This is a genomic window from Thalassotalea eurytherma (genome assembly GCF_030161415.1).
Classification (GTDB): domain Bacteria; phylum Pseudomonadota; class Gammaproteobacteria; order Enterobacterales; family Alteromonadaceae; genus Thalassotalea_G; species Thalassotalea_G eurytherma.
This window is the reverse complement of the sequence record NZ_BSSU01000011.1, coordinates 84,251-108,754: the sequence shown is the minus strand read 5'-3', so window position 1 is coordinate 108,754 and position 24,504 is coordinate 84,251. Positions and strand designations below refer to the sequence as shown.

Below are 24,504 nucleotides of genomic sequence, written 5' to 3'. Positions count from 1 at the left end.
ATTAGAACCAATACATCAATTGCAATGCCCACACTTGCCAATCTTCTTTATTATTCGTAACAGGGTCAGGCAAGATAATTGGCGTCAGGCGGGCTGCACCTTTAATCCAGTGATTTTCTAATTGTAATCGAAGATTGGGCTGAAAATCATAACTCATCCCTAAGGTTAAGGTATGTTGATAGGCAAAATAACGAGGAATCAAACCACCTGAACTAGCTTCTAACGTTTTGCCATCACGATCATCTTTATTACCGTAAAAACGCTCTGCTCGTCCTAGCACACTTAATTTATCAGTAAAATTATAACGTGCTTGACCATAGATACCTTGGCTAAAGCGATCGACAAGAGAACCATCAAAATATAAATTTTCTAAACGAAAACGTTCTTGCATCACTTCACCGCTAAACTCCCAATACTCCCCTTCATAGTTGAAGTTAGCCGTATATCGTTGCAGCACTAATTTACCATCAGAAAAAGCGTCGCCAGTACCCTTTTCATAATCAAATTCGGCGGTTAATGCACCAAGACCAAAACGCCAAGGTGAGAAATCAGAAGGTTGCCAGTAAACACTCGATTGAACATCTAATTTGTGATCTAAATCGCCGGTGGCGAAGTCTCCAAGCATAATCTGCTTTTGCTTATCAGAGATTTCAGACTGGCTTGAGGAAATATTGAAATCAAAATGTCCGTAATTTTCCGAATCATGTTTGTGATTAATATACACCCCGTCACCACCAACACTTAAATCACGGGTGGCGTCAAAATACATCCCCTGTGGAAGAATGATACTAGGTCGTGCCATCGGCACATCGCGAACGCTCGAATATAAATAGGTGTAGTTTTTGATACGGCCAACATAAATATGCGTGTTGTCGTTTTCATCACTATAAGCGTGCCAATCCAACATAAAGTAATCGACTCGACCACCTTCGTTATACCGATTACCGCCATTGATGTATACCGCTTGAGCTGCGAAACGTAATTGCTGGTTAATTTGGTAAGAAAGGTTTAAACCTACTTCGGTAAGCTCTGTAGAGACATCACCATCGTCGTTTATATAATTAGTATCTTTAGCTTGAATAAGGCCTTGTGCAATAAAGCCATGCCATTGTAATTTTTCTGATGCACTAACAACTGTTGAAAACAGACTAAGCGCTAAAATACTTATCGTTGGGAATAATTTTTTCACTGTTACTTTGCCTCCATTGCAATAACATTCAGACCATCTAATGAGGCATTTTGATTTACATAACCGATTGCGCCCGGTGTTGACTTAACCGCGTCTATTAACTCCTCCATGGTATTGACCTTAATAGGTGGTTTTGCCAAACCAGAAAACGTCAACTTGATCCACATTTTGTCGAGTTGATATGGAAAGATTTTGAGCTCTTTTTTAGTAAATTCTTGATGAACAGGATGTGAGCTCGGAAGTGTATAAACAACAATAGCCTGACCATTGGCCCATGTTGTTTGTCGCATGGTGTAAATGCGACGAAGTTGAGATGTTGATAATTGCTTAGTTTCAATTGAGGAATGACTAATGATGACTGCAGCATCTACACGCCCAACATACACCAACCCTACTAGCAAAAATAAAAAGCTTAAATATTTGATAGTTATTCCCTTACTAATCTTAGTGCTATTAGCACCTGTTCCTATAAGGCCGGAAACATGGTAACTCGCTGATCTTTAAGCGGCTTACCCTACTTGCTCAACACTTTATAGTCTAGCTGAAATTTAAAAAAAAGCTTTAAATTATTGGCTCTACGTCATCAGACCAGTATTTTACTGCTAATTTCTGCGAAAACCCTATAATATGTTGCTAAAAGTAAGGAATGAAAATTTCCACCCTGAAACAAACTGTAAAAACATCAAAAACTATGCAATGATGGATTTACCAACAATTTAACGACAAATTTAAGAAGATGGACGCAAGATTCAATATTTTAGTGCTAAATGGCCCTAACCTAAACATGCTAGGTAAACGTGAACCAACTATATATGGGGCACAAAATCTCGACGAGATCGTTACAGGTTTAAACGAAAAAGCCAGCCAACAAAACGTCGCGCTTAGTCATTTGCAGTCTAATGCTGAGCATGAATTGATTGATGCCATCCATCAAAGTTTGAACAAAATTGATTACATAATTATTAATCCTGCTGCTTATACGCATACCAGTGTTGCACTAAGAGACGCACTATTAGCGGTTAACATACCGTTTGTAGAAGTTCACTTATCAAACGTGCATGTAAGAGAATCGTTTAGGCATCAGTCATATTTATCTGACGTTGCTCAGGGAGTGATATGTGGCTTAGGACCAAAAGGCTACGAGTTTGCATTAGATTATGCTATCGACTCCTTATCAGCGCAGAAAAACAAACAAAACTAACAAAGGTGTTCCAATGGATATTCGTAAAATTAAGAAATTGATCGAACTGGTTGAAGAGTCTGGTATCAGTGAAATCGAGATTTCTGAAGGTGAAGAATCAATTCGTATTAATAAAGGTGGCACAGCACTAGCACAGCCAATGATGCAAGCTGCACCAATGATGCAAGCGCCAGCAGCTGCGCCTACAGCTCCTACAGCAGCACCCGTTGCCGAAGCGCCAGTAGCATCTGCTGCGCCGTCTGGTCACATTGTGCGTTCTCCAATGGTTGGTACATTCTATTCATCAGCTTCTCCAGATGCAGCTGCATTTGTAGAAGTAGGTCAGCACGTAAACGCTGGCGATACATTATGTATCGTTGAAGCAATGAAAATGATGAACCAAATTGAAGCTGACAAATCTGGTGTTATCAAAGAAATTTTAGCGAAGAACGAAGACGCTATTGAATTCGATCAACCGCTATTCGTCATTGAATAAGCCCAACACAGAGGGTAATTCCATGTTAGAAAAAGTCGTTATTGCCAACCGAGGTGAAATTGCACTTCGTATATTACGCGCTTGTAAAGAGCTAGGCATTAAAACAGTCGCTGTTCACTCAACTGCTGACCGTAACTTAAAGCACGTGTTATTAGCAGACGAAACGATCTGTATCGGTAAACCGCCAGCTACAGAAAGTTATTTAGATATCCCAAGCATTATCACTGCTGCAGAAGTAACGAATGCAACAGCTATTCACCCTGGTTACGGCTTCTTAGCAGAAAATGCTGACTTCGCTGAACAGGTAGAGCAATCAGGTTTTACTTTTATTGGGCCTAAAGCGGAAAGCATCCGCATTATGGGTGATAAAGTAGCGGCAATTCAGGCAATGAAGCAAGCTGGCGTTCCATGTGTTCCCGGTTCAGATGGTCCATTAACTGATGATGATGATGCAAACTTAGCACACGGTAAACGTATCGGTTACCCAGTAATCATCAAAGCCTCTGGTGGTGGCGGTGGTCGTGGTATGCGTGTTGTTCGTGAAGAAAGCGAATTGTTAGAATCAATTCAATTAACGAAAACAGAAGCTCGCCAAGCATTTAACAATGACATGGTTTACATGGAGAAATTCCTAGAGAACCCACGTCACGTTGAAATTCAAGTTATTGCTGATGGTCAAGGCGGTGCAATTCACTTAGGTGAGCGAGACTGTTCAATGCAACGTCGTCACCAAAAAGTTGTTGAAGAAGCACCAGCACCAGGTATTACACCAGAGATGCGTAAGCAAATTGGTGAGCGCTGTTGTCGCGCCTGTCTTGAGATTGATTACCGTGGTGCAGGTACCTTTGAATTCTTGTATGAAAACGGTGAGTTCTATTTCATTGAAATGAATACACGTATTCAAGTAGAGCACCCAGTGACAGAAATGATTACAGGTGTTGACTTAATTAAAGAACAACTTCGTGTTGCTGCTGGCCAGCCGTTATCTTATACACAAGATGATATTAAGATTGCAGGTCATGCAATTGAGTGTCGTATTAATGCTGAAGATCCACGTACCTTTATCCCGTCACCGGGTAAAATCACTCGCTTCCACCCTGCTGGTGGTATGGGTATTCGTTGGGACTCTCATATTTATGCCGACTATTCAGTACCGCCACATTACGACTCAATGGTTGGTAAGTTAATTACATACGGTGATAATCGTGACGTAGCGATTGCACGTATGCGTAACGCTTTAAATGAGTTAGTTGTTGACGGTATCAAAACCAACATTGCGCTTCATAAAGATATTCTTAATGACGAAGGTTTCGTAAATGGTGGAGCAAACATTCACTATTTAGAAAAGAAACTTGCTGAACAAGAATAGACGTTAAAGCAAATAGGAAAATGGGGCCAGTGTAAACTTTTACACTGGCCCCATTTTTTATTATCCTAAGCAAAAATTTAAGCAGTACAAAGATCTCGTATGACCCAGCAAAATGACGAAAAAGTAGAGAAGCCAACCCCACCTGCAGACGATGACTGCTGTGGTGGAGGCGCATGTAATCCTTGCGTTTGGGATGCCTACAATGCACGCTTGCGTGAATGGCGCTTAGCGCAAGCTAAGTTAAAAGGCCAAGAAAACTTACTTTCTAGCTAAGCTGCTTTAATTGCTGACGGTATTTTCTTAATCGTATATTCGTTGGCAACTGTAAAATCGCTATGAACGCAATACAACTAAACATTAAACTGGCAAACACCGTTGCTGTGCCATCGTGAAAAAACGCTAAAATTGGCCCAGCTAGCGCGCCAACACCGAACCGTAACACCCCAATTACAGCAGTAGCCGTACCTAAATGCATTTTAAAACGTGAAAACACGAGCGCGTCAGCATTCACCGCTATCACAGATAAACTCCCCATCAACGGCAATAATGATGCGACAAAAATAGCAATATGCGCATGAGTGACAGTGCTAATAACAAGCGCGATAGAAAACGTCATTGCCACTAATAAGCCACCATTTAACATCGCTCTCGATCCAACCTTAGTCACTAGGCGAGAATTAATAAAGTGCGCTGTCATCAAGGCAAAGACAGCAACGCCAAACAACACACTAAACTGGAACTCGCTAAGCTGATAAACCGATAAATAAACAAACGGAATAGCAGTGATATAACTAAAGAAGGCCAGTGAAACCACCATCGAGGTCAATAAATCAGTCCGCGCTTTCTTGCGTGTAAATACAAGCTTATAACGTGAAAAAAACTCAAGAGATTTAGGTTTTGGCGAACGTTGTTTTTTTTCTGGCAAAAAGCGAACTACCAGCACTAACATCACTACGGCATAACTCGTCAATGCAATAAATATCAGCGGCCAGCCACTTATTGATAATAAGACACTACCAATAGTTGGCGCGATCATCGGCGCTAACATCATCACCATAGAAACATACGACAAACCTTTCGCTGTGTTTTTACCGTAATATTCTCGAATGGTTGCAGGAATAATGACAAGTGCTGAAGAAACGATAAATGCTTGTGCAAACCGCAACGCAAAAAACGCTTCAATACTTTGACAAAATATTTGTGCAAAGCTGCATAGCGTGAAACCAGCCACGCCGATAATCGCCAATTTTCGCCTTGGGTTAATGTCTGACAGCGGGCCAAATAAAATCAAGCCACACGCGTAACCAGCTAAATAAATACTTAACGTATTTTGCATCATCGGCATGGTTGTCGAAAAATCTTGTGCCATGACGGGCATTGCAGGCAAATATAAATCAATAGCTAATGGCGACATCGCCATTAAACTTGCCAGGAGTATGATTAAACGCTTGAGTGAATGTTCGCCAAGTTGCGACATGAATTGCCCTTATAATAACTGATGCTTTTGGTAATGCTGATGTATTATCGCACCTAACGTTTCAATTGCCTGTTCGACTTTGTTATCCCAATGAACACCAAAACTGAGTCGTAGGTAGTTTTGATATTTTCCTGAGGGTGAAAAAATCATGCCCGGCGCAAAGCTAACGCCAGCATCTATAGCTTGTTGGAAAAAATCTCGAGTATTGACTTTAGACGAGCAACGCACCCACAGTACACTGCCACCTTGCGGCTGACTAATACAAACCCCACTTGGAAAGTAATGGGCAATTGCACAGCGCATACGCTCGCAATTATACATCAATTTTTTGCGTAGCGTATGCAGGTGTCGATCATAATCGCCTGATAGCACGTATTCGGTTAACGTCCACTGCGGCAGCATAGCCGTTGAACATGACTGCGCCCGTTTTATACGTTTGGCCTGCTCTTCGAATTTACCCGGTAATAAATAGCCGACTCGGTAGCCAGGTGCTGCTGTTTTAGAAAATGAAGAACATGTCATCACCAAACCATCTTTTGAGAAGAGTTGTGCGGGTTTAGGTTTATCACCAGTAAAATAGAGCTCACCATAGACATCATCTTCAATCAAAGGCACTTGGTATGATTCAATTAACTCCACTAACGATGCTCGCTTTGCGTCAGGCATTTTAGAACCTAGCGGATTATTAATTGCTGTTGAAAATACACACGCTTTAATATGGTGATGCTCAATACTTTGCTGCAGATCTTCTAAGCATACGCCCTCTTCCGGGCAGGTATAAATCTCTACCGCTTTCATACCTAAGCTTTCGATCAACTCGATAATGCCGAAATAACAAGGTGACTCAATGGCGATCACGTCACCTTTTTGCGCAACGCATTGTAGTGCAATAGAAATAGCTTCTTGGGCACCACAAGTGATCACAATATCATCATATGCGACTTGCACTCCTTGCTCTTGATAACGATAAGCGAGTTGCATCCTCAGTTTTTTATCGCCATTTATCGGACCATAACTGACGGCCTTTTCTGACACTTGAGACAGCACTTTTCGCATTAATCTAGCCAGTGTTTTATCTGGAGCTTGCACTTTAATCGGGTTGGAAATACCTAATGCGACGGTGTCGGGTAGGTGAATAGCATCGTAAACTTGCTCTATTAGACTGCGACAGTTTATTTCAGCAGGTGATGTACTCGCCCACTTGCTTCTCATCGGCAACAAGGTTTTAGCAGCAGTGGCTTTCATGTAGTAGCCAGATTGCGGCCTTGCTTGCACTTGTCCTCTTCGCTCTAGCTCAATGTAGGCCTGCTTTACCGTGGGCACACTTATCCCCAGTTGGCTGCTCAACTTACGTAAGCTGGGTAATTTGTCGCCAGCCTTGAGCAAGCCTTGTTGGTATTGCTGTTCAACAAAATCGATGACTTGTTGATAAAGGAATACGTTGGCTTCTTTATCTAGTAGCTGCAAACTGTATAGGTCTCATTTTTGTTTTTCTGTATATGTTATTAAAACAAAAAAGCGATAACCTATGCAAACTCAAAACGTGATTTTTTGCTAGTTGAGTAAAAACGATTACTAGGTTGAACGTGTTTTAATTTTCCAAGGAGGCGCTAAACGATGAATAATACTGCTCTATACCTCACGACTGTCTTAATATGGGGTTCTACATGGATTGCGATCAATTATCAGCTAGGTGATGTCGCACCTGAAGTTTCATTGGTTTATCGTTTTGGCTTAGCGGCCATTGTGCTCTTTGTCTATTGTAAATGGCGTAAACTCGATTTATCGCTCGATATGAAAAGCCATTTTCAATTGATTTGTTTTGGTGTGATGCTATTTGGTGCCAATTACTATTTTCTATATTTAGCACAAAGCCATATAAATTCAGCGCTAACCTGTATCGCATTTTCTACCATTATGTTGATGAACATTGTCAATACACGCATTTGGTTTAACACTAAAATATCGAAACAAACCTACCTTGGTGGTGCATTAGGCTTAATCGGCATAGTGACTTTGTTTTGGCCACAAATAGAGCATTTATCATTAACCGACACCACACTGCTTGGCTTAGGTTTGTGCTTGATCGGTACAATGTGCGCTTCTGCAGGTAATATGATTTCGATCGCTAATAAAAATAAGCAATTACCCGTTGTCCAATCTAACGCATGGGGCATGCTTTACGGTACCTTGTTTATGGCGTTAATGGCGATGATTCAAGGCGTCGAATTTACGATGTCAACAACGCCTGAATACATCGTATCTCTTTTGTATTTGTCACTTTTTGGTTCAGTGATTGGCTTTGGCTGTTACTTAACACTACTCGGCAATATTGGCGCTCATAAAGCGTCTTATTCAACCATTATGTTTCCAGCAGTAGCGGTAGTAATTTCAACATTTGTCGAAGGGTTTGAATGGAATAGCTATACGGTTTTTGGTTTTGTCACCATCATGATAGGAAATTTGGTTGTGCTGGCTAAACCTAAGTTTTCAGAAAAGCTTTTGGCTAAACCTGCCACAACACAATCATAACAACACTTCTTTTGTGCTAACAACAAATAAGCACACGGCATGACTTTCCTTCCCGTCATGCCGTTTTTTCATTTAAAATCTACTGACCTATAGGTGAGCCCGGCGGTAAACGTAATTTACCTGCTTCTTGGACACGTTTATTGGTTTCTAAACTTGATTCAATCATCATACTTAGTAAATTAAACTGAGATGACATTTGCTTGTATTTACGATCACCTTCTTTATCTTCAAGCCAATCAATCAATTCATTCAACGTTGTATATAAATCTGCTTTAACTTCAACAACGGTGTTTGGGCTATGCCATAAGTTTAACAAAGCTTCTACTACCTGATGGTTAATACGTTGCTGAACTAATACCGATATACCTGATTGAGGTTTTTGCGCAATTGTTGCCTTGATAAGCTCATCAAATAATTGCGCGACACTTGGTACATTATCATCAAACATATGATGTTGAGCTAAGCGGGCTAAACGACCACTGTTTAGCAATAGCGTTAAAGTATGCTTTGCGTTAGCTTGTGCAGCGGTTACTGGATCAAACGTTAAACCAGTGTTTGACGTGAAGCTTTCTCTATTTCGACTATAACCATATGCCTTCGGCGGAATAAGCTTAATTAACGATTCAGGTAATGTTAAAGTTTGCGCGTCCAAGGTATTGAGTAATGCGGTAATGGCTGCTTGTTGTGCCTTACCATCAACTTGCTCTACACCTTTAATCCTTGCTTCGCCTTTAACTTCATAGTGATAATTAACCCCGGCAATCAATTTAACTGCAGCTTCGACTTGAAAGCGATGAAAGTTATAAATAGGGACTAGCACCTGTTCAATTTCAGATAGTGGAGTGCCATTAGCAATAGAGTTAATCCCTAAGTTTGATAAAGCATGTGAACGCACTTCCATCATACGATTTAACTCATCAACCGCACTTGCACCGTTATCCCAAAGGTGAGCTGTTGCGTGACCGCCTGATTTAGGACGCGCATCAGGATCCGAAATATACTGTAGTCCTTTATCTTGGGCTTGCTTGACAAGGTTTGCTAAAACCACAGGCTCTTCAGATTTTTCATAATCTCCGTAGCCATATGCAATAACGTATTTATCCCAATCGCCAATCTTGTCATCGTAAGCTTTAGACAAATCAACCTTGCCATCATTTAACATCACCAGTGGATGTGGGTAATCCATCACAGATGCTCGGTTATTGACACTGGCAGCAAAATTATGAGCAATACCTAATGTGTGACCAACCTCATGAGCCGATAACTGACGAATACGGGCAAGTGCCATCTCTTTCATAGATGAGGTATCAGTAGTCTCACCTTTAAATGGTGAAGTTAAGCCCAAAGCGATTAAATAATCTTGACGAACACGCAACGAACCAAGTGTTACATGACCTTTTAAAATTTCACCGGTACGAGGGTCGATAACTGACGCACCATATGACCAACCGCGGGTTGCTCGGTGAACCCACTGAATCACGTTATAGCGCACATCCATTGGATCAGCATCCGCTGGCAGCAATTTTACTCGAAAAGCATTTTTATACCCTGCGGCTGCAAACGCTTGATCCCACCACATAGCACCATCAATTAACGCACTTTTCACCGGCTCTGGAACACCTGCATCTAAATAATAAACAATGGGTTCAACCGCTTCACTTAGATCAGATGTAGGGTCTTTTTTGTGTAAACGGTGACGAGGAATTACGCGCTTAATCATGTCCTCTTCAATCGATGAGGCATAGTCAGCATATTCCACCGACCAAAAACCGCTAAAGGGATGAAAGGCACGCGTTTGATAGTTGTCATCTGGCAGCTCAATTAATGAGTGGTGCATGTTCACACTCACCGCATTTGCTTCTGGTGAAACTGAACGAATATATTGACCAGTGCCTTTACCAACAAACGTTACGGTGGCTTCTAACTCGGTGTTCTTTGGAAATGCTTTCGAGCGCTTTGCATAAAAACCACTGCGAGATTTGTCGACCTTAAAACTGCCTTGTTTAGTTTGTGATAAACGGTTAGCCACTTGATGAATATCTGAAATGAGGAAAGGCGTATAATCGATAAGTACTACACCTTCGCCGTCTTGAGCTACTTTAAAACCCCAAAGAATAGAGCTAGCAAACGCTTCTTCAATTGCTTGGCGCTCTAATTCATTTTCCGAATTTGCTCGGTAATAAGTATTCAGTTGACGCAAAAAGACTTTGTCGCCGACCCGCTCGAACTGCACAATTCGCGTATCGCCCAATTGCCCGCGGTCTAAACCAATATCGTTCGAACCTACGCCTTTCGGTAAGCCACTTTGAAACAAAAATGCTTGATTTAATTGATCAATGGCTAAATAAACTTTGCCGTTTGCATTGTCATAATAAAAGTCAAAATAACCTTGATGGTGGGTTTTACCCTTAACAAAGTCATTAAATGAGGATTCTGCCTGAACACTAAGCGCCAAGACACTGAGTAACAAAGCAAATAGTCGAAAAAATTTCATGTGTTTCCTAATTATTTTTTACTGAAATCAACGGCCAAATTCGGTATACTTTTTGTGATTTTTTTTGAAAGCTTTGAGTAAAGTCGATCAGTTAATAAAAACGATAAAATTACTTAAGCTAATTTACATCACTCTACGGCAATTAGGTACCCAGATGCAACGACTAGCCCCAGCGTTACGTGAAGATAATGTTCCTCTAGATTTGATCTCTTTAATAAAAACCATTCTTGCAGCAACCAAAGAAATTTCTTTCCGTGTTAGTCAAGCCCACTTAGGTGGATTGATGGGTTCAACACTTGATGAAAATATTCAAGGTGAAGTGCAAAAGCAACTCGATGTAGTAGCGAATGAGTTATTCAAAGACATCTTATTAGAGTCGGGCTTTGTAAAGGCAATTTCTTCAGAAGAAGAAGATACGTCTGTTGCTGGTGAAGAAGATGGTAAATTCATCGTTTCGTTTGACCCACTCGATGGTAGTTCAAACATTGATATTAACTCGCTTATTGGTACGATTTTCTCTATCCATGAAGCCATTCCTGACATGGCAGCTGATAACCCAGATCAATTCAAACAAGCAGGTCACAAACAAGTATGTGCTGGCTATGTATTATATGGTCCATCAACCATGCTAGTGATGACAACAGGTAGTGGTACTCACTTTTACGTTTTAGACAGAACCCATGGTGGTTACTTGCTGGTAGAACGAAATGTTCAAGTGCCTGCAGATACTCGTGAATTCGCTGTCAATATGTCAAACCAACGTTTTTGGGAAAAGCCAATGCAAAACTATATTACCGATTTAGTTGCAGGTGAAGCTGGCCCTCGCGGTGAGTATTTCAATATGCGCTGGATTGCGGCAATGGTTGGCGATATTCACCGCGTGTTAACTCGTGGCGGCATTTTTACCTACCCTGCTGACAACAAAAACCCTGATAAGCCATACAAACTAAGGTTGATGTATGAAGCAAACCCAATGAGTTTCCTCGTTGAGCAAGCTGGCGGTAAAGCCGTGACCAGCAAAGGACCCATTATGGAGATTGAACCTGATGACATTCACCAGCGTGTTGAAGTGATTATGGGTTCGCGCAACGAAGTTGATAAGTGTTTGTCTTATTATAAGTAATTTGTAACAAGCAAGTTCCTTTTAAACGAGATATAGGCTGCTGGTATCCATTTGCTTGTGGCGCATGTATTTTTCTTCTCTGTTTTTCGGGGCTCGCTTATAGCTATTACCCTTATATTGTGCCTGCCAAACTAACCATTTTTGAGGCCGCAAGTGCCCGTGAACCACTCATGGTCATTTTCATGGGAGCAGCTGTTGTACTGCCAATGATCATCGGTTACACAATCTTTGCTTATAAAGTGTTTTGGGGCAAAACGAGTAAGTTGAATTATTAGGGGCTGTTGACCTTTCATTTTAGCCTCTGCTTTAGGCTAATTTTGAAGATAACAAGGCGAAAAGAGCGTAATGTAGTTGTTCTACCTTAACGATTTTCAACGATGTTAGGTTTAAAATTAGCCATAGCCCTTTGGGTTGACTTGAAAAAGCGATATTCTTTGTAGCTTAAAGTGTATTTGGAACAACCAAACATTACTTTAAGCGCCGCGAATCTCATCTTTTTCAAGGCAACAGAGTGACAAACAGCAAGATCAACAGACCCTAGTTATTCTTAGCGGTTTGTATACTATGCGAACACCAATAGATTTTGCTAGAATACGCGCCATTAAATCATTATTGGTGCTTGGAGAAAGAAAACATGCCAGCTTATGCAGTAGGACACAAAGTTCCTGACTCAGATTCAATTTGTTCAGCAATTGCATTATCGTACTTAAAAACGCAAATTGGTGAAGATGTACAACCTGCTCGTTTAGGTGAATTATCACCTGAAACATTATTCATTTTAGATAAGTTTGGTTTCGAACAACCAGAACTTAAAATGAACTTTGCTGATACAGATGGTATTTACGTGGTAGATCACTCTGACCGCATTCAAGGTCCAGACGACATCGACAACACGACGGTTTTAGGCATTATTGATCACCATAAATTAGGTGATATCACAACATCAACGCCTTTAGAATGTTGGATTCGCCCGGTAGGCTGTACTAATACTATCATTAAAATGATGTATGACTTTCACAGCGTAGAAATTCCAAAGAATATTGCTGGTGCTATGATGTGTGCGATTTTATCTGACACGGTTATTTTTAAATCACCAACCTGTACTACGGCTGATATTAAATGTGTTGAAGCACTAGCAGAAATTGCGGGCATCGAAGATTATAAAGCGCTTGGTATGGAAATGTTTGAAGTAAAATCAGCCGTTGCAGGCACGCCAGTGCGTGAACTTGTTATGCGCGATTTTAAAGACTTCAACATGCACGGCAACAAAATTGGTATTGGTCAATTAGAGTTAATCAACCTTAACTTAGTCGATGATATGAAGGCTGATTTGCAAGCAGATATCGCCGCATTGAAAACAGAAGGCGATTACCACAGTGTTTTATTGGTACTTACTGATATCATGAAAGAAGGCTCTGAAGTTTTAGTCGTTAGTAATAACGATGACCTTACTGAAAAAGCTTACGGTTCGGCTACTGTTGACGGCAAAGTATGGATTGACGGTATCATGAGTCGTAAGAAGCAAGTTGTACCGCCTCTACAAGATTCATTAGCGTAATTATTGCTAGCTAAAATACATTTAGCTCAATAGAATAAGGGGCAGGGTTAATACCCTGCCCCTTTTTATTTCCCTACTTCAGAAAGAGAAAGCTTTATGGACAAAGTAACCATTCCCGATAGTGAACGCCTAACCTATGGGTTTATCACAGAACAAGATACCGACTTACTCTTTGAACTTGATCAAGATCCAGACGTGATGCGCTATATCAATGGCGGTAAGGTCACAACCATGGAAGACGTTCATAATATTTTTGTGCCTCGTTTGAACGCCTATTCCAATCAAGAAAAAGGTTGGGGTTTATGGAAGGTATTCGAAAAAGACACTAACGATTTTATCGGCTGGGTTTTAGTTCGCCCGCTCGACTTTTTCAGTGATGAACCAACGCAATTTGATAACTTAGAGCTTGGCTGGCGCTTCAAACAAAAGACTTGGGGTAAAGGTTATGGCACTGAAGCCGCACAAGCTATTTGTAATGAGCTTGCTAAATTGCCTGACGTTAAGTATTTATGCGCCTTAGCAGTAAAAGAAAACGCTGGCTCTATCAATATCATGAAAAAACTAGGTATGCGTTTTATCGAGTCTGCTATATGTAAAGATCCACTCGGTGATCTTGATGTAGTTCATTATCAAATGGAAAACACCTAAGCACGCCAATGACGTGGATCCTCTTCACCTGCTTTGCTGCATTTTGCCAAGCGGGCAGAAATGCACTTCAAAGCCAATTAAGTCAGCACCTAAGTGTACCTGCCGTTACGCTTGCTCGTTTTCTTTGGGCAGGACCTTTAGCCTTTGTTTATTTGCTATCGTTATACGCTGCAGCGCCCGCCGATGCACCTTTATTATCAAATAATACAATAAGCTACGTTGTTGGCGCTGCCATCATGCAAATCGTCGCAACAGCGTTAATGGTTGTTTTATTTAAACAAGAAAACTTTGCTATTGGTGCAGGTTTAGCAAAGTGTGAAGCACCCGTTGCCGCCTTTCTTGGCGTGTTATTTTTTGGTACACAATTAACCTTATTTGGTTGGATTGGTGTGTTAATCGGTGCGATAGCAATTCTTATGCTCAGCTCACCGACAAAAATGACTGAATTGTCACTTAAAACAGTATTGCTAGGTTTAGCTTGTTCGTCTGCTTTTGCATTAACGTCACTATGGGTACGAGAAGCTACGCTTGCCATTTCGTTGCCTTTTCCACATCGAGCCGCTTGGGTGTTGTTTTTGGTTATTAGCTTACAAACCATCATGCTAATAGGCTTTATGTTAATAACCAATCCTTCTTCATTTAAAGCCATGTTCGCTCATAAAAAACGGGTGGCGTTCACCTCAATTGCAAGTTTTTTGGGCTCGCTTGGTTGGTTTAGTGCGATGTCACTACAAACTGTACCTTTAGTAAAAACCCTTGGCCAAATTGAAATCTTTTTCATGATGCTCATCTCAATCTTCATTTTAAAAGAAATACCTCCTAAAAAAGATGTATTTGCACTTGTTCTTGTTGCGACTGCCGCCATCTTTGTCATGATTTAGACGTTTTAAAACAAGTTGATAACGATGCCTTAACACTTGTCATGCGCTGTGCTTTGATTCAACTTGTGATTACAAAATTGGCATACTAAACAACATATACCTGCTACTAAGCTTCAAACCTATGACATACCCTAATAAGATAGTAATAAGGGTATATGTCATGTTTAAAAAATTATTAATTGTCTTGATGTTAGCCATCATTAGCAACACTTGTTGGGCATCTGATACCAATAATCACGAAACCGAAAACCATCACACGTCACATCATGAATCAAAAGTGGAAAGTCCTCATTCACTAGGGATTTTATTAGGAGGTGTTCAAACAGAACATCACACCTACTCAAGCTACGGTTTAGAGTACGCTTACGAATTTAATCATAAGTGGGCAACAAGCGTTGCCTGGGAAAAAGTTGATGGCGCGCACCACGGTGATGGTATAGAGACATTCGTTGTCTCAGCACTTTATAGCCCAATGGAAAAAGTATGGGTTGGCGCTGGTTACGGAAAAGAAAGAATTCATGGTCACGACGGTGGCAAAGAAGACTTATACCGTTTGTCTGCAGCCTACGATTTTCATATAGATCACTTTAAGATTGCACCTATGGTTGCAGTAGATTTTGTTGAAGGTGAAACATCATTAGTGGTTGGTGCAAGCTTCGGCATTACATTTTAAAAACTAGTTACCTTCAAGTTATGTCATCTCGGCTACCTACAAGTTATGTCATCTCGGCGAGCTAAAAGCTATGTCATCTCGGCGAGATCTTGGCCGAGAACTGAAAAACACCAACCTCAAAGATTGCGGCCTTCGCCGCAATGACAATGGGAACTAAATGGCTTGCACCACAAGACTCAAGTGTCTAATTGTCTAATTGTCTACGCCGCAATGACAATGGAATTTAAATAGCCTGTGCCGCAATGAGAATTAAATGGCCTGCACAACAAGACTCAAGTGTCTAATTGTCTGCGCCGCAATGACGGGCGTAATCGAATGTTATTAGCCGAACTGAAGCACACCTTGATATCAAACCGTCATTCCGGCAGCGCTCAAATCAGATCGTTGCGGCATACGAACTAAACTCGTCATTCCGGCGCAGGCCGGAATCTCAGCCCTAAAAATCAAATAATTGCCAGCATAAAAAAGCCCGGCAAATGCCGAGCTTTCTATATTTGAATCAACTTATAGCGTCATAAAGACACGCTAAGTTAAAACTATACTCTTTCGATTACGGTAGCGATACCTTGGCCTAAACCAATACACATAGTAGCTAAACCGATAGAAACATCTTTGTTTTCCATCACGTTTAATAAGGTACCGGTAATACGTGTGCCAGAACAACCTAATGGATGACCTAGTGCAATGGCACCACCGTTAAGGTTAATCATGTCATCCATTTTGTCTTCAATGCCTAATGCACGAACACAAGATAATGCTTGAGCAGCAAACGCTTCGTTAAACTCAGCCATTTCAATATCAGCTAATGATAAGCCTGCACGTTTAAGTGCTTTTTTCGTCGCTGGTACCGGGCCGTAACCCATAGTTGATGGATCGCAACCTGCAACACCAATACCACGAATTTTAGCGCGAGGCGTTAAGCCTAACTCTTTTGCTTTATCAGCTGACATCACTAACATGGCCGATGCACCGTCAGATAATGCTGAAGATGTACCTGCCGTTACCGTTCCGTTTACTGGATCAAATACTGGGCGTAAACCTGATAACGACTCAATCGTTGTTTCAGGACGAATCACTTCATCGTGCTCAATCATAGTTAACACGCCATTAGCATCATGACCTAATGTTGGCACGACTTCATTTGCCCATCGGCCTTCAACGGTAGCAGCATGCGCACGTTGATGAGAACGCGCACCAAAGGCATCTTGCTGTTCACGTGTAATACCGTGTTGCATACCTAATAATTCAGCAGTTAAACCCATGTTTCCGGCTGCACGTGAAATGTGCTTACTTAATGCTGGGTCAAAATCTACATCGTACATCATAGGTACGTGACCCATGTGCTCAACACCACCAACCATAAACACGTCACCTTGACCGGCCATGATGTTAGTTGTGGCATCGTGAAGTGCTTGCATTGATGAACCACATAAGCGGTTAACCGTAACAGCACCCGTAGACTTTGGAATGTCAGTTAATAACTGAGCGTTACGAGCAATGTTAAAGCCTTGCTCTTTAGTTTGTTTAACATTCCCCCAGATAATGTCTTCAATTAATGCAGGATCTAAGTTCGGGTTACGGACTAAAAGTTGCTGCATTAAGTGTGCAGATAAGGCTTCGGCGCGCACGTTACGAAAAACACCAGCCTTAGAGCGACCCATAGGGGTACGAATACAATCGACAATTACGACTTCTTTCATTTTTCTTTCCTCGGCTTAAGCTGTTTTAACGTCTGTCGTGAAGTATGACTTACTAGAAGCTGCCATTTCACGCATACCGTCTGTTACGTGGTAAATTTCACCTAAATGCGCATATTTGTCTGCCATTTCGATAAAGTTAGCAATGCCAACCGTTTCTAAATAACGAATTGGACCACCTCTAAACGGAGGGAAACCTAAACCGTAAATTAAGCCCATATCAGCTTCAGCTGCAGTATCTACAATGCCTTCTTCTAAACAGCGAACCACTTCGTTCACCATTGGAATCATAAGACGTGCAATAATTTCATCAGCAGAGAATTCGGTATGTTCAGTATTACCAATTAGGTCATATGCAACTGGTGCAGGAACCTTTGTTGGCTTGCCGCGTTTGTCTGTGCCGTAGTCGTAAAAACCTTTACCGTTTTTCTGACCAAAGCGCTCGTTCGCGTACATTTTGCTAACTGGGTCGTCACCAATTTTCTGCATACGAGTAGGGAAACCAGCTGACATAACACCAGTACAGTGATCTGCGGTATCAATACCAACAACATCAAGTAAGTAAGCAGGGCCCATTGGCCAGCCGTACTTTTTCTCCATGACCTTATCAACGGCAGTAAAGTCTGCACCCTCTTTAACTAAATGACTAAAGCCTGCAAAGTAAGGGAATAAAACACGGTTTACATAGAAACCTGGGCAGTCGTTTACGACGATAGGTGATTTACCCATTTTCGCCGCGTACGCAACAACAGCTGCAACCGTTTCGTCAGACGTTTCTTTACCGCGAATAACTTCGACCAATGGCATTTTATGCACAGGATTAAAGAAGTGCATACCACAGAATTTGTCTTTACGTTTTACACTTTCAGCAAGTAGGTCAATTGAAATCGTTGATGTGTTTGATGTTAAGATAGCATCATCAGCTACCACACCTTCAACTTCAGCTAAAACAATACCTTTAACTTTCGGGTTTTCAACAACAGCTTCAACAACTACGTCAACATCTTTAACGCTATCGTAGCTCAATGATGGCGTAATATTCGCTAATACACCTGCCATTTTCGCAGGCTTCATACGACCACGTTCTACTTGCTTAGTTAGTAAACCGGCAGCCGTAGTTAAACCTAAGTCTAACGCGCTATCAGCAATATCTTTCATGATAATAGGTGTGCCTTTGTATGCAGATTGGTACGCGATACCGCCACCCATAATACCTGCACCTAACACAGCAGCTTTGTTGATTGCTTTAGTCGCAACCTTGCCAGCTTTTTTCGCTTTGCCCTTGATAACTTGGTCAGCCATAAACAAGCCAATTTGCGCGGTTGCAGCGTCGGTTTTCGCTAATTTAGCAAAACCTTGGTTTTCAACAGCCATCGCGCCTGCACGATCTAAGTCACATGCGGCTTCAATTGAGCTTACCATCACCATAGGTGCTGGATAATGCTTACCCGCTTTAGCTGCAATCATGCCTTTACAGGTATTGAACGTCATGATTTTTTCTACAGGGCTAAGTTTTAATGCTTCTAGCTTAGGCTGGCGTTTTGCACGCCAATCTAACTTACCTTTAATTGCTTGTTTAACAATCGAAATAGCGCCTTCTTTAAGCATTTCTGGTGCAACTACTGAGTCTAAAACACCTACTTTTAATGCTTGCTCTGGCTTATGAGGCTTGCCCGTAGACATCCATTCAACAGCGTTATCTGCGCCAATGATGCGTGGTAAACGAACAGTACCACCAAAACCAGGCATTAGGCCTAGTTTCACTTCCGGTAAACCAATTGACGCTGTTGTATCACCAATACGGAAATCACATGCCAATGTCATCTCACAACCGCCGCCTAGGGCAAAACCATTTACCGCAGCAACGGTTGGCATATCTAAGTCTTCAAACGCATCAAACACATCTGATGCACCTTTAACCCAAGGAACTAACTCTTCTTCAGGGCGCTTAAATGTTTCTAAAAATTCGGTAATATCGGCACCAACAATGAATGCTGATTTTCCAGATGTAACGATGACACCTTTAGCCTCGCTACAGTTTTTAATCGCCTCGATAACTGCAGTGAACTCTTTAAATGTTGCCTGATCGAACTTGTTTACTGAGCCTTCAGCGTTGAATTGCATTTCAACAATACCATCAGTAAGTAGTTCGGCAGTAAGGCTTTTGCCTTGAAATAACATGCCTTCCTCTCCTTCACCTTTAAGGTGCTTTCTAAACAGAATATTTGTTATGTGTGTAATAATAGCTGATTGAGTGTGCCTTGATTAAAAGCGAAAATCAAATTTTTTAAACAGGTGTTTTAATTGAGCGTATAAATGTGCGCTCAAATCGGTCGTACTAATAAGTGTAGTCAATTAAAATCTTTATACCGTGAAGCCCTAGAAATCTTAATGTCAGGGTAATAATTACATTCAACTGCCCATCAGATTAAAAACCTAATAGTTAAATTTGTGCACGTTGTTTGCACATTCTATTTATATAATCACCTTAATGTTATTGTTTGAAACGAAATACCTGGTCATTTAATTAAGGAAGCGTGAGACTCTATATTCTCTGAATATTCAAAATAAGCTGTTCTTTATTTTGTTTGCCTTTAGTGTCGCATTAATCGTCACATTAATGATATTAGTGCAAAGTAGCATTGATAAAGGCATGCTCTAATATGTTAATAATAAAGAAATTGAACGCCTACAGCTTTTAGCCAGTGAACTCATTAACATCTATCAACAAGAAAACAATTGGGATCAAATGGTTGATAACAGTAGTCGGTTACGTAGACTGGTAGCTAACTATTTAGGTGAAAGTTGTCCACCTCCTCATCGAAGATAATGATTTAGAAGGCCACCTCCGCCCACTAAGCAAAGCACTGAAGAAATTAGTGATATTACAGATTACTTGAATGAAGTTGTCGCTCAAAAGCCTGCTGCAAGTGGTAGTGAAGAGCTTAGCAGTCATGATAAAGATGATATTTTGTCTTCGCTTTTTGAGAAATTTGATATTGAAGAAGGCGACTCTATCATCAATACAACCGCTTAATACTTGACGTTTTCCCCGTTAAATACCGTTCTCTAAAGCGCAATTTGAACGGTAAAAAAAGCCAGCAATGATGCTGGCCTTTGCTTTAAAGTTAACGTCAATTTAACGCTAAATAACTGCCTTAAGTTCTACTCAGCATTTTCAGCGGTTTTATCATGTTGCGCTACAACTTGACTGATCATTTCTCTGCCCCAAGTATTCAATGCTTCACCTAAAGCGTCATACATGGTTGCTAGATATTTTTCTCCGGCAGGTTGTTCAAAAAATGTCATATACGTTGCTAAATCTTCATTGCTAATATCTTGATATAAATAATATGAGCTTAATACCATTTGTTGCTCAAAAGCAGGACGCATAGATTTCGTCATCAATGCCAACTGATCGTCTAAGTTTTTGGTAAGCTCTTCGTCTTCGGAATTTTTTGTTTTGATAACCGAAAACATATTCTTAACCATACCCGTGATTAAGTTCATGCCTTGATCAACCATGCCAGAAGCTTCAACAAACTCCATAATAGCGACTTTTCTTTCATCTGATGGAGGGCTACTTTGAAGCTCAGCCATAAACAACATAAAATTTTGCTGAAATTCAGGTTCAGTCGATTTTAATTCAGCATTAACTATGCGCTCACCAATATCGGTATGTAGCCATTGCAAAACACCTTCGATATCTTCCGACGACATATTGTTGCCAATATTTTCCAGCATTTGCTGTAGCATACGGTCTGTATCAAGTGAGTCTATAAACAACGTCATAAACTCTTGGTGCTCTTGCGGATTTTTAGCCGTTAACGCGAGTTGCTGACCTAATGCTTGCATTTGAATAGGTAGGCCTTCAATGGCGCGTGTAGTTCCTGAACGATCGAGCAATTGATAAATTTGGCTGTTGTCTGCCGTTTCAGCATAAACTGACAATGTAAGCACTGATGCAATAACAACTAAGCAACCGCTCATAAAAGACGTGAATTTTTTCATAATAATCCCTAACGTTAATGTGATATCAGCAGGGATAAATTGAATGCCCGTAACCTAAGGCTTATTCCTTTTCAAATTAATGCTCCCTGCATTTTGGATTTACTGTATGTCTTCAAAAAAATTACAACACAATAAATTCTCATTCATTATAGTCTGTAAATAAAAAAGCCCGCAAGTTTGCGAGCTTTTTAAAATAATATTTTTATCTAGTAATTAAAACAATTCATCTTCTATATCAAATAACACGTCACTGCCTGCTTGAATCGCTAAAATTAGCGACTGTGTCCTAGGTAACATGCGTTTAAAGAAGTAGCGTGCGGTTTTAATTTTTGACACGTAAAACTCATCTTGGTCAGCTTTAGCAAAAGACTTCTCTGCCATAATTGCCCAAATGTAAGCCATTGCCGTATAACCAAAGACATGCAAGTAGTCGTTTGCTGCCGTGCCTAACTCTTCTGGGTTAGCCGCCGCTTTTACTAAGACTTCTTGCGTTAACGCTTCTAAATCTGCAAGTGCCGTTGAAAGTGGCGCAATGAATTCCTGCATGTTTTGCGCTGTCGTTTCAGCAATATAGGCTTTTACTTCATCAGCAAAAACACTAAACAACTCACCTTTTGAGCCAGCAACTTTACGGGCAAGTAAATCCATTGCTTGAATACCATTCGTGCCTTCGTAAATTTGCGCGATACGACAGTCACGAACTAACTGCTCTTGACCCCATTCGCGAATAAAGCCGTGACCACCAAATACTTGCTGACCAGCAACCGCGCTTTCAAAACCTAAGTCGGTAAAGAATGCTTTTGCAATAGGTGTCATCAACGCAACAAGTGCGTCAGCTTTCGTTTTTTCTTCGCCTTCACCGTAGGTCGCAATATCTAATTTCATAGAAATGTATGTCGATAGTGCACGTGAACCTTCATTTGATGCCTTCATATTGAGCAACATTCGACGCACGTCACCGTGAACCATAATAGAATCAGCTGGCTTTTCAGGTGATTTAACACCACTTAAACCACGACTTTGAAGACGATCTTTAGCGTACTCTAATGCGTTTTGATATGAACGAACACCCGCACCAATGCCTTGGATACCAACACCAATACGCTCGAAGTTCATCATGGTGAACATACATGCTAAACCTTTATTAAGTTCACCAACAAGATAGCCTGTTGCACCGTCAAAGTTCATCACACAAGTCGCAGAGGCATGAATACCCATTTTGTGTTCGATAGAGCCACACTTAACATTGTTTGGCTCGCCTAATGTTTCATCTTCATTGACTAAAATCTTAGGCACTAAGAACAATGAAATACCACGAGGCCCTGCTGGCGCATCGGGTAATTTAGCGAGTACTAAGTGGACAATGTTTTCAGCTAGATCGTGTTCACCCGCTGTAATAAATATCTTTTCGCCCGTTACCTTATAGCTACCATCTTCTTGAGGAATAGCTTTTGTGCGAATCATTCCTAAGTCAGTACCTGCATGTGACTCAGTTAAACACATTGAGCCAGTCCATTCACCTGAATACATGCGCGTTAGGTAACGCTCTTTTAATTCTTCAGTAGCATGCTTTGCGATTGATAAGCCTGCGCCTGCTGTTAAGCCAGGGTATAAAGAGAATGATATATCAGCGCCACATAACATTTCTTCATGTAAAGCTGTAATCATTTTAGGCATGCCCATGCCACCATACTCAACATCACCACCGAGTGCAGTCCAACCACCTTCTACATAAGTTTGGAAAGCCTCTTTGTAACCAGGCGCTGTCGTAACAACACCATTGTTAAATGAAACACCGGTTTCATCACCATTTCTTGATAGTGGTGCAATTTCTTGCTCAGCAATTTTTGCACATTCTTGCAAAATAGCATCTGCGGTTTCTGGGTCTACATGATCGGCCAGGTGTGGTAACGATGGCCATAAAGTTGAAACATCAAACACATCATGTAGCAAAAAGCTCATATCCTTTAACGGGGCTTGATAGTCAGCCATGGGGACTCCTAATAATTAAACATACGATTAAAACAACCGTTTAAATATAAACAATTGTTTGAAAATGTAAAGCAATAAGTGGCAATCAGCGCGATGAGAACGTACTATCAATAGAAAACAGGTTCCGCTTTATTACACTAAAACCTTGTTATGTAATCTATTTGAGAAGCTATAAAGCCTAGCACCATGAAAAATAAAGTTTGCCGCAGCTTAGTGAAACTCTCCCTCAGTCTCGCGTTTCTAGCGACGCCGTTAATGCTTTGCGCTCAACAATTACATTTTAGCAAACAGCAACAAGAAGGGACGGTAAGTCTTAATTTTGCCTGGCAAGATATGAATGATGCCGCGCAACAACTCAACTTCTCTGAAAATAGTGGTGCCTTTTTTAAACCGTTTAGAAATTTTCGTGCTTATAATCCACTATCCGCGCAACAGGCTGTCGTTAAAAAAACACTAAAAGCATGGCAAGCTGATCCTATTGACGGTGTATCAATAAAGCTTACTCGAGATAATGGCCAGCTGGGTATCGGGTTAACCGCAACGAGTGAAAATGCATTGCAAGATGCATCAGCCCATTTAAAGCGCCTATCAGGTGAGGCAAAAGAGCAATATCTCGCCCAACGTTTTTATCATATTTTCACGCGCCATGATGGCAAACAAGGTGTGAAACCCGATCATGTTAAAATTGCAGAACAATCTGCGCCATTACTAAAAGCACTCAAACCCATTATTTTAGAAACGGTAGAGTTAAGAAATATCCGACTGGTTACCGACTATACGTTCAACTTTATCCAGTCTATCCCATACTCTAAATTAGCCTCAAGGCAAACATCAGCAGGTGCTGGCTTTGTCCCCCCCATGCAACTTTTGTATCAAAACCAAGGTGATTGCGATTCAAAAGTGACACTTGCTTCGGCACTTTTACGCAGCTTAATGCCACGCATTGAAATGATAATGGTGTTTATCGATGGCCATGCGTTGATGGGTATTAATGCTCCTTTGCAGGCAGGTGATAAAACAATTTCTTATGAAGGTATTACCTATGTGTTGGGCGAGCCAACCGGCCCTGCACAATATCCACTTGGGAAAATTGCGCTGCAATCAGAGCAGGCTATAGATGCTGGTTTATACACGGTAGAGAAATTTCATGTCAATGAAACGGTTGATGAAGAATAAAGCCTATA

The 24,504-nt window shown here is 41.0% G+C and carries 22 protein-coding genes; 13 read left to right on the top strand and 9 right to left on the bottom strand.

The window, feature by feature from the left end:
• Window position 1: 1 nt before the first annotated feature.
• Together QQK02_RS11890 and QQK02_RS11885 are read right to left on the bottom strand one after the other, a co-directional pair.
• On the bottom strand, window positions 2-1,189 hold the full coding sequence (locus tag QQK02_RS11890) for a TonB-dependent receptor (RefSeq protein ID WP_284208268.1): 1,188 nt from the start codon (window positions 1,187-1,189) through the stop codon (window positions 2-4).
• Window positions 1,190-1,191: 2 nt separating this feature from the next.
• Window positions 1,192-1,590 carry a substrate-binding domain-containing protein gene (locus tag QQK02_RS11885; protein WP_284208267.1) on the bottom strand — a complete coding sequence of 133 codons (399 nt, stop codon included), beginning with the start codon at window positions 1,588-1,590 and terminating at the stop codon, window positions 1,192-1,194.
• A gap of 335 nt (window positions 1,591-1,925) precedes the next feature.
• Here QQK02_RS11885 and aroQ point away from each other — a divergent pair, with 335 nt between their 5' ends.
• From aroQ to QQK02_RS11865, 4 genes are all read left to right on the top strand, one after another.
• On the top strand, window positions 1,926-2,390 hold the full coding sequence (gene aroQ / locus QQK02_RS11880) for a type II 3-dehydroquinate dehydratase (RefSeq protein WP_284208266.1): 465 nt from the start codon (window positions 1,926-1,928) through the stop codon (window positions 2,388-2,390).
• 13 nt (window positions 2,391-2,403) lie between these two features.
• On the top strand, window positions 2,404-2,865 hold the full coding sequence (gene accB / locus QQK02_RS11875) for an acetyl-CoA carboxylase biotin carboxyl carrier protein (protein ID WP_284208265.1): 462 nt from the start codon (window positions 2,404-2,406) through the stop codon (window positions 2,863-2,865).
• A gap of 22 nt (window positions 2,866-2,887) precedes the next feature.
• Window positions 2,888-4,234: an acetyl-CoA carboxylase biotin carboxylase subunit gene (gene accC / locus QQK02_RS11870; RefSeq protein ID WP_284208264.1), complete on the top strand. Its 1,347-nt coding sequence runs from the start codon at window positions 2,888-2,890 to the stop codon at window positions 4,232-4,234.
• Between the two features lie 99 nt (window positions 4,235-4,333).
• Window positions 4,334-4,507, top strand: coding sequence for an oxidoreductase-like domain-containing protein (locus QQK02_RS11865; RefSeq protein WP_284208263.1), 174 nt, complete (start codon window positions 4,334-4,336; stop codon window positions 4,505-4,507).
• Here QQK02_RS11865 and QQK02_RS11860 read toward each other — a convergent pair.
• Together QQK02_RS11860 and QQK02_RS11855 are read right to left on the bottom strand one after the other, a co-directional pair.
• On the bottom strand, window positions 4,500-5,711 hold the full coding sequence (locus QQK02_RS11860) for a multidrug effflux MFS transporter (RefSeq protein WP_284208262.1): 1,212 nt from the start codon (window positions 5,709-5,711) through the stop codon (window positions 4,500-4,502). The genes QQK02_RS11865 and QQK02_RS11860 overlap by 8 nt on opposite strands.
• A 9-nt stretch (window positions 5,712-5,720) precedes the next feature.
• Window positions 5,721-7,178: an aminotransferase-like domain-containing protein gene (locus QQK02_RS11855; RefSeq protein ID WP_284208261.1), complete on the bottom strand. Its 1,458-nt coding sequence runs from the start codon at window positions 7,176-7,178 to the stop codon at window positions 5,721-5,723.
• Between the two features lie 150 nt (window positions 7,179-7,328).
• Between QQK02_RS11855 and QQK02_RS11850 the strand changes: the two genes are divergently transcribed.
• On the top strand, window positions 7,329-8,243 hold the full coding sequence (locus tag QQK02_RS11850; protein WP_284208260.1) for a DMT family transporter: 915 nt from the start codon (window positions 7,329-7,331) through the stop codon (window positions 8,241-8,243).
• A 79-nt stretch (window positions 8,244-8,322) separates the two neighbouring features.
• On the opposite strand, the gene QQK02_RS11845 is transcribed toward QQK02_RS11850, so the two are convergent.
• On the bottom strand, window positions 8,323-10,737 hold the full coding sequence (locus tag QQK02_RS11845; RefSeq protein ID WP_284208258.1) for a zinc-dependent metalloprotease: 2,415 nt from the start codon (window positions 10,735-10,737) through the stop codon (window positions 8,323-8,325).
• Window positions 10,738-10,891: 154 nt separating this feature from the next.
• On the opposite strand from QQK02_RS11845, the gene QQK02_RS11840 reads away from it, so the two are divergent.
• The 6 genes from QQK02_RS11840 to QQK02_RS11815 all read left to right on the top strand — a co-directional run bounded on the left by QQK02_RS11840 (window position 10,892) and on the right by QQK02_RS11815 (window position 15,620).
• A complete protein-coding gene (locus QQK02_RS11840) occupies window positions 10,892-11,860 on the top strand; it encodes a class 1 fructose-bisphosphatase (protein WP_284208257.1) in 969 nt (322 codons plus the stop codon).
• Entirely contained in the window at window positions 11,860-12,135 is a 276-nt protein-coding gene (locus tag QQK02_RS11835) for a cytochrome d ubiquinol oxidase subunit II (protein ID WP_322790610.1), read from the top strand. Before QQK02_RS11840 ends, QQK02_RS11835 begins: the two co-directional genes overlap by 1 nt.
• A gap of 359 nt (window positions 12,136-12,494) precedes the next feature.
• Window positions 12,495-13,418, top strand: coding sequence for a manganese-dependent inorganic pyrophosphatase (locus QQK02_RS11830; protein WP_284208256.1), 924 nt, complete (start codon window positions 12,495-12,497; stop codon window positions 13,416-13,418).
• Between the two features lie 96 nt (window positions 13,419-13,514).
• Complete coding sequence (locus QQK02_RS11825) at window positions 13,515-14,066, top strand: GNAT family N-acetyltransferase (protein ID WP_284208254.1); 552 nt, start codon at window positions 13,515-13,517, stop codon at window positions 14,064-14,066.
• 8 nt (window positions 14,067-14,074) lie between these two features.
• A complete protein-coding gene (locus QQK02_RS11820) occupies window positions 14,075-14,947 on the top strand; it encodes a DMT family transporter (RefSeq protein WP_284208253.1) in 873 nt (290 codons plus the stop codon).
• Between the two features lie 160 nt (window positions 14,948-15,107).
• Window positions 15,108-15,620, top strand: coding sequence for a hypothetical protein (locus tag QQK02_RS11815; protein WP_284208252.1), 513 nt, complete (start codon window positions 15,108-15,110; stop codon window positions 15,618-15,620).
• A 536-nt stretch (window positions 15,621-16,156) separates the two neighbouring features.
• Here the strand turns inward: QQK02_RS11815 and fadA are convergent.
• The gene (gene fadA, locus QQK02_RS11810) at window positions 16,157-17,320 is read right to left on the bottom strand and encodes an acetyl-CoA C-acyltransferase FadA (protein ID WP_284208251.1); all 1,164 of its coding nucleotides are present in this window, start codon (window positions 17,318-17,320) and stop codon (window positions 16,157-16,159) included.
• Between the two features lie 15 nt (window positions 17,321-17,335).
• Window positions 17,336-19,498: a fatty acid oxidation complex subunit alpha FadB gene (fadB, locus tag QQK02_RS11805; protein ID WP_284208250.1), complete on the bottom strand. Its 2,163-nt coding sequence runs from the start codon at window positions 19,496-19,498 to the stop codon at window positions 17,336-17,338.
• A 715-nt stretch (window positions 19,499-20,213) separates the two neighbouring features.
• On the opposite strand from fadB, the gene QQK02_RS11800 reads away from it, so the two are divergent.
• A complete protein-coding gene (locus tag QQK02_RS11800) occupies window positions 20,214-20,354 on the top strand; it encodes a hypothetical protein (RefSeq protein ID WP_284208248.1) in 141 nt (46 codons plus the stop codon).
• A gap of 128 nt (window positions 20,355-20,482) precedes the next feature.
• On the opposite strand, the gene QQK02_RS11795 is transcribed toward QQK02_RS11800, so the two are convergent.
• Together QQK02_RS11795 and QQK02_RS11790 are read right to left on the bottom strand one after the other, a co-directional pair.
• Window positions 20,483-21,328 carry a DUF2059 domain-containing protein gene (locus QQK02_RS11795; RefSeq protein WP_284208247.1) on the bottom strand — a complete coding sequence of 282 codons (846 nt, stop codon included), beginning with the start codon at window positions 21,326-21,328 and terminating at the stop codon, window positions 20,483-20,485.
• Window positions 21,329-21,541: 213 nt separating this feature from the next.
• Window positions 21,542-23,320, bottom strand: coding sequence for an acyl-CoA dehydrogenase C-terminal domain-containing protein (locus QQK02_RS11790; RefSeq protein WP_284208246.1), 1,779 nt, complete (start codon window positions 23,318-23,320; stop codon window positions 21,542-21,544).
• Between the two features lie 186 nt (window positions 23,321-23,506).
• Between QQK02_RS11790 and QQK02_RS11785 the strand changes: the two genes are divergently transcribed.
• Entirely contained in the window at window positions 23,507-24,496 is a 990-nt protein-coding gene (locus QQK02_RS11785; RefSeq protein WP_284208244.1) for a hypothetical protein, read from the top strand.
• Window positions 24,497-24,504: the final 8 nt, after the last annotated feature.

What these genes read in the sequence shown, in the direction of transcription:
- QQK02_RS11830 (WP_284208256.1), top strand. Translation starts at nt 12,495, where the DNA reads ATGCCAGCTTATGCAGTAGGACACAAAGTTCCTGACTCAGATTCAATT.
- QQK02_RS11815 (WP_284208252.1), top strand. Translation starts at nt 15,108, where the DNA reads ATGTTTAAAAAATTATTAATTGTCTTGATGTTAGCCATCATTAGCAAC.
- QQK02_RS11865 (WP_284208263.1), top strand. Translation starts at nt 4,334, where the DNA reads ATGACCCAGCAAAATGACGAAAAAGTAGAGAAGCCAACCCCACCTGCA.
- QQK02_RS11840 (WP_284208257.1), top strand. Translation starts at nt 10,892, where the DNA reads ATGCAACGACTAGCCCCAGCGTTACGTGAAGATAATGTTCCTCTAGAT.
- accB (WP_284208265.1), top strand. Translation starts at nt 2,404, where the DNA reads ATGGATATTCGTAAAATTAAGAAATTGATCGAACTGGTTGAAGAGTCT.
- QQK02_RS11785 (WP_284208244.1), top strand. Translation starts at nt 23,507, where the DNA reads ATGAAAAATAAAGTTTGCCGCAGCTTAGTGAAACTCTCCCTCAGTCTC.
- QQK02_RS11795 (WP_284208247.1), bottom strand. Translation starts at nt 21,328, where the DNA reads ATGAAAAAATTCACGTCTTTTATGAGCGGTTGCTTAGTTGTTATTGCA.
- fadB (WP_284208250.1), bottom strand. Translation starts at nt 19,498, where the DNA reads ATGTTATTTCAAGGCAAAAGCCTTACTGCCGAACTACTTACTGATGGT.
- QQK02_RS11820 (WP_284208253.1), top strand. Translation starts at nt 14,075, where the DNA reads ATGACGTGGATCCTCTTCACCTGCTTTGCTGCATTTTGCCAAGCGGGC.
- QQK02_RS11790 (WP_284208246.1), bottom strand. Translation starts at nt 23,320, where the DNA reads ATGGCTGACTATCAAGCCCCGTTAAAGGATATGAGCTTTTTGCTACAT.
- aroQ (WP_284208266.1), top strand. Translation starts at nt 1,926, where the DNA reads ATGGACGCAAGATTCAATATTTTAGTGCTAAATGGCCCTAACCTAAAC.
- QQK02_RS11850 (WP_284208260.1), top strand. Translation starts at nt 7,329, where the DNA reads ATGAATAATACTGCTCTATACCTCACGACTGTCTTAATATGGGGTTCT.
- QQK02_RS11845 (WP_284208258.1), bottom strand. Translation starts at nt 10,737, where the DNA reads ATGAAATTTTTTCGACTATTTGCTTTGTTACTCAGTGTCTTGGCGCTT.
- QQK02_RS11825 (WP_284208254.1), top strand. Translation starts at nt 13,515, where the DNA reads ATGGACAAAGTAACCATTCCCGATAGTGAACGCCTAACCTATGGGTTT.
- accC (WP_284208264.1), top strand. Translation starts at nt 2,888, where the DNA reads ATGTTAGAAAAAGTCGTTATTGCCAACCGAGGTGAAATTGCACTTCGT.
- fadA (WP_284208251.1), bottom strand. Translation starts at nt 17,320, where the DNA reads ATGAAAGAAGTCGTAATTGTCGATTGTATTCGTACCCCTATGGGTCGC.
- QQK02_RS11860 (WP_284208262.1), bottom strand. Translation starts at nt 5,711, where the DNA reads ATGTCGCAACTTGGCGAACATTCACTCAAGCGTTTAATCATACTCCTG.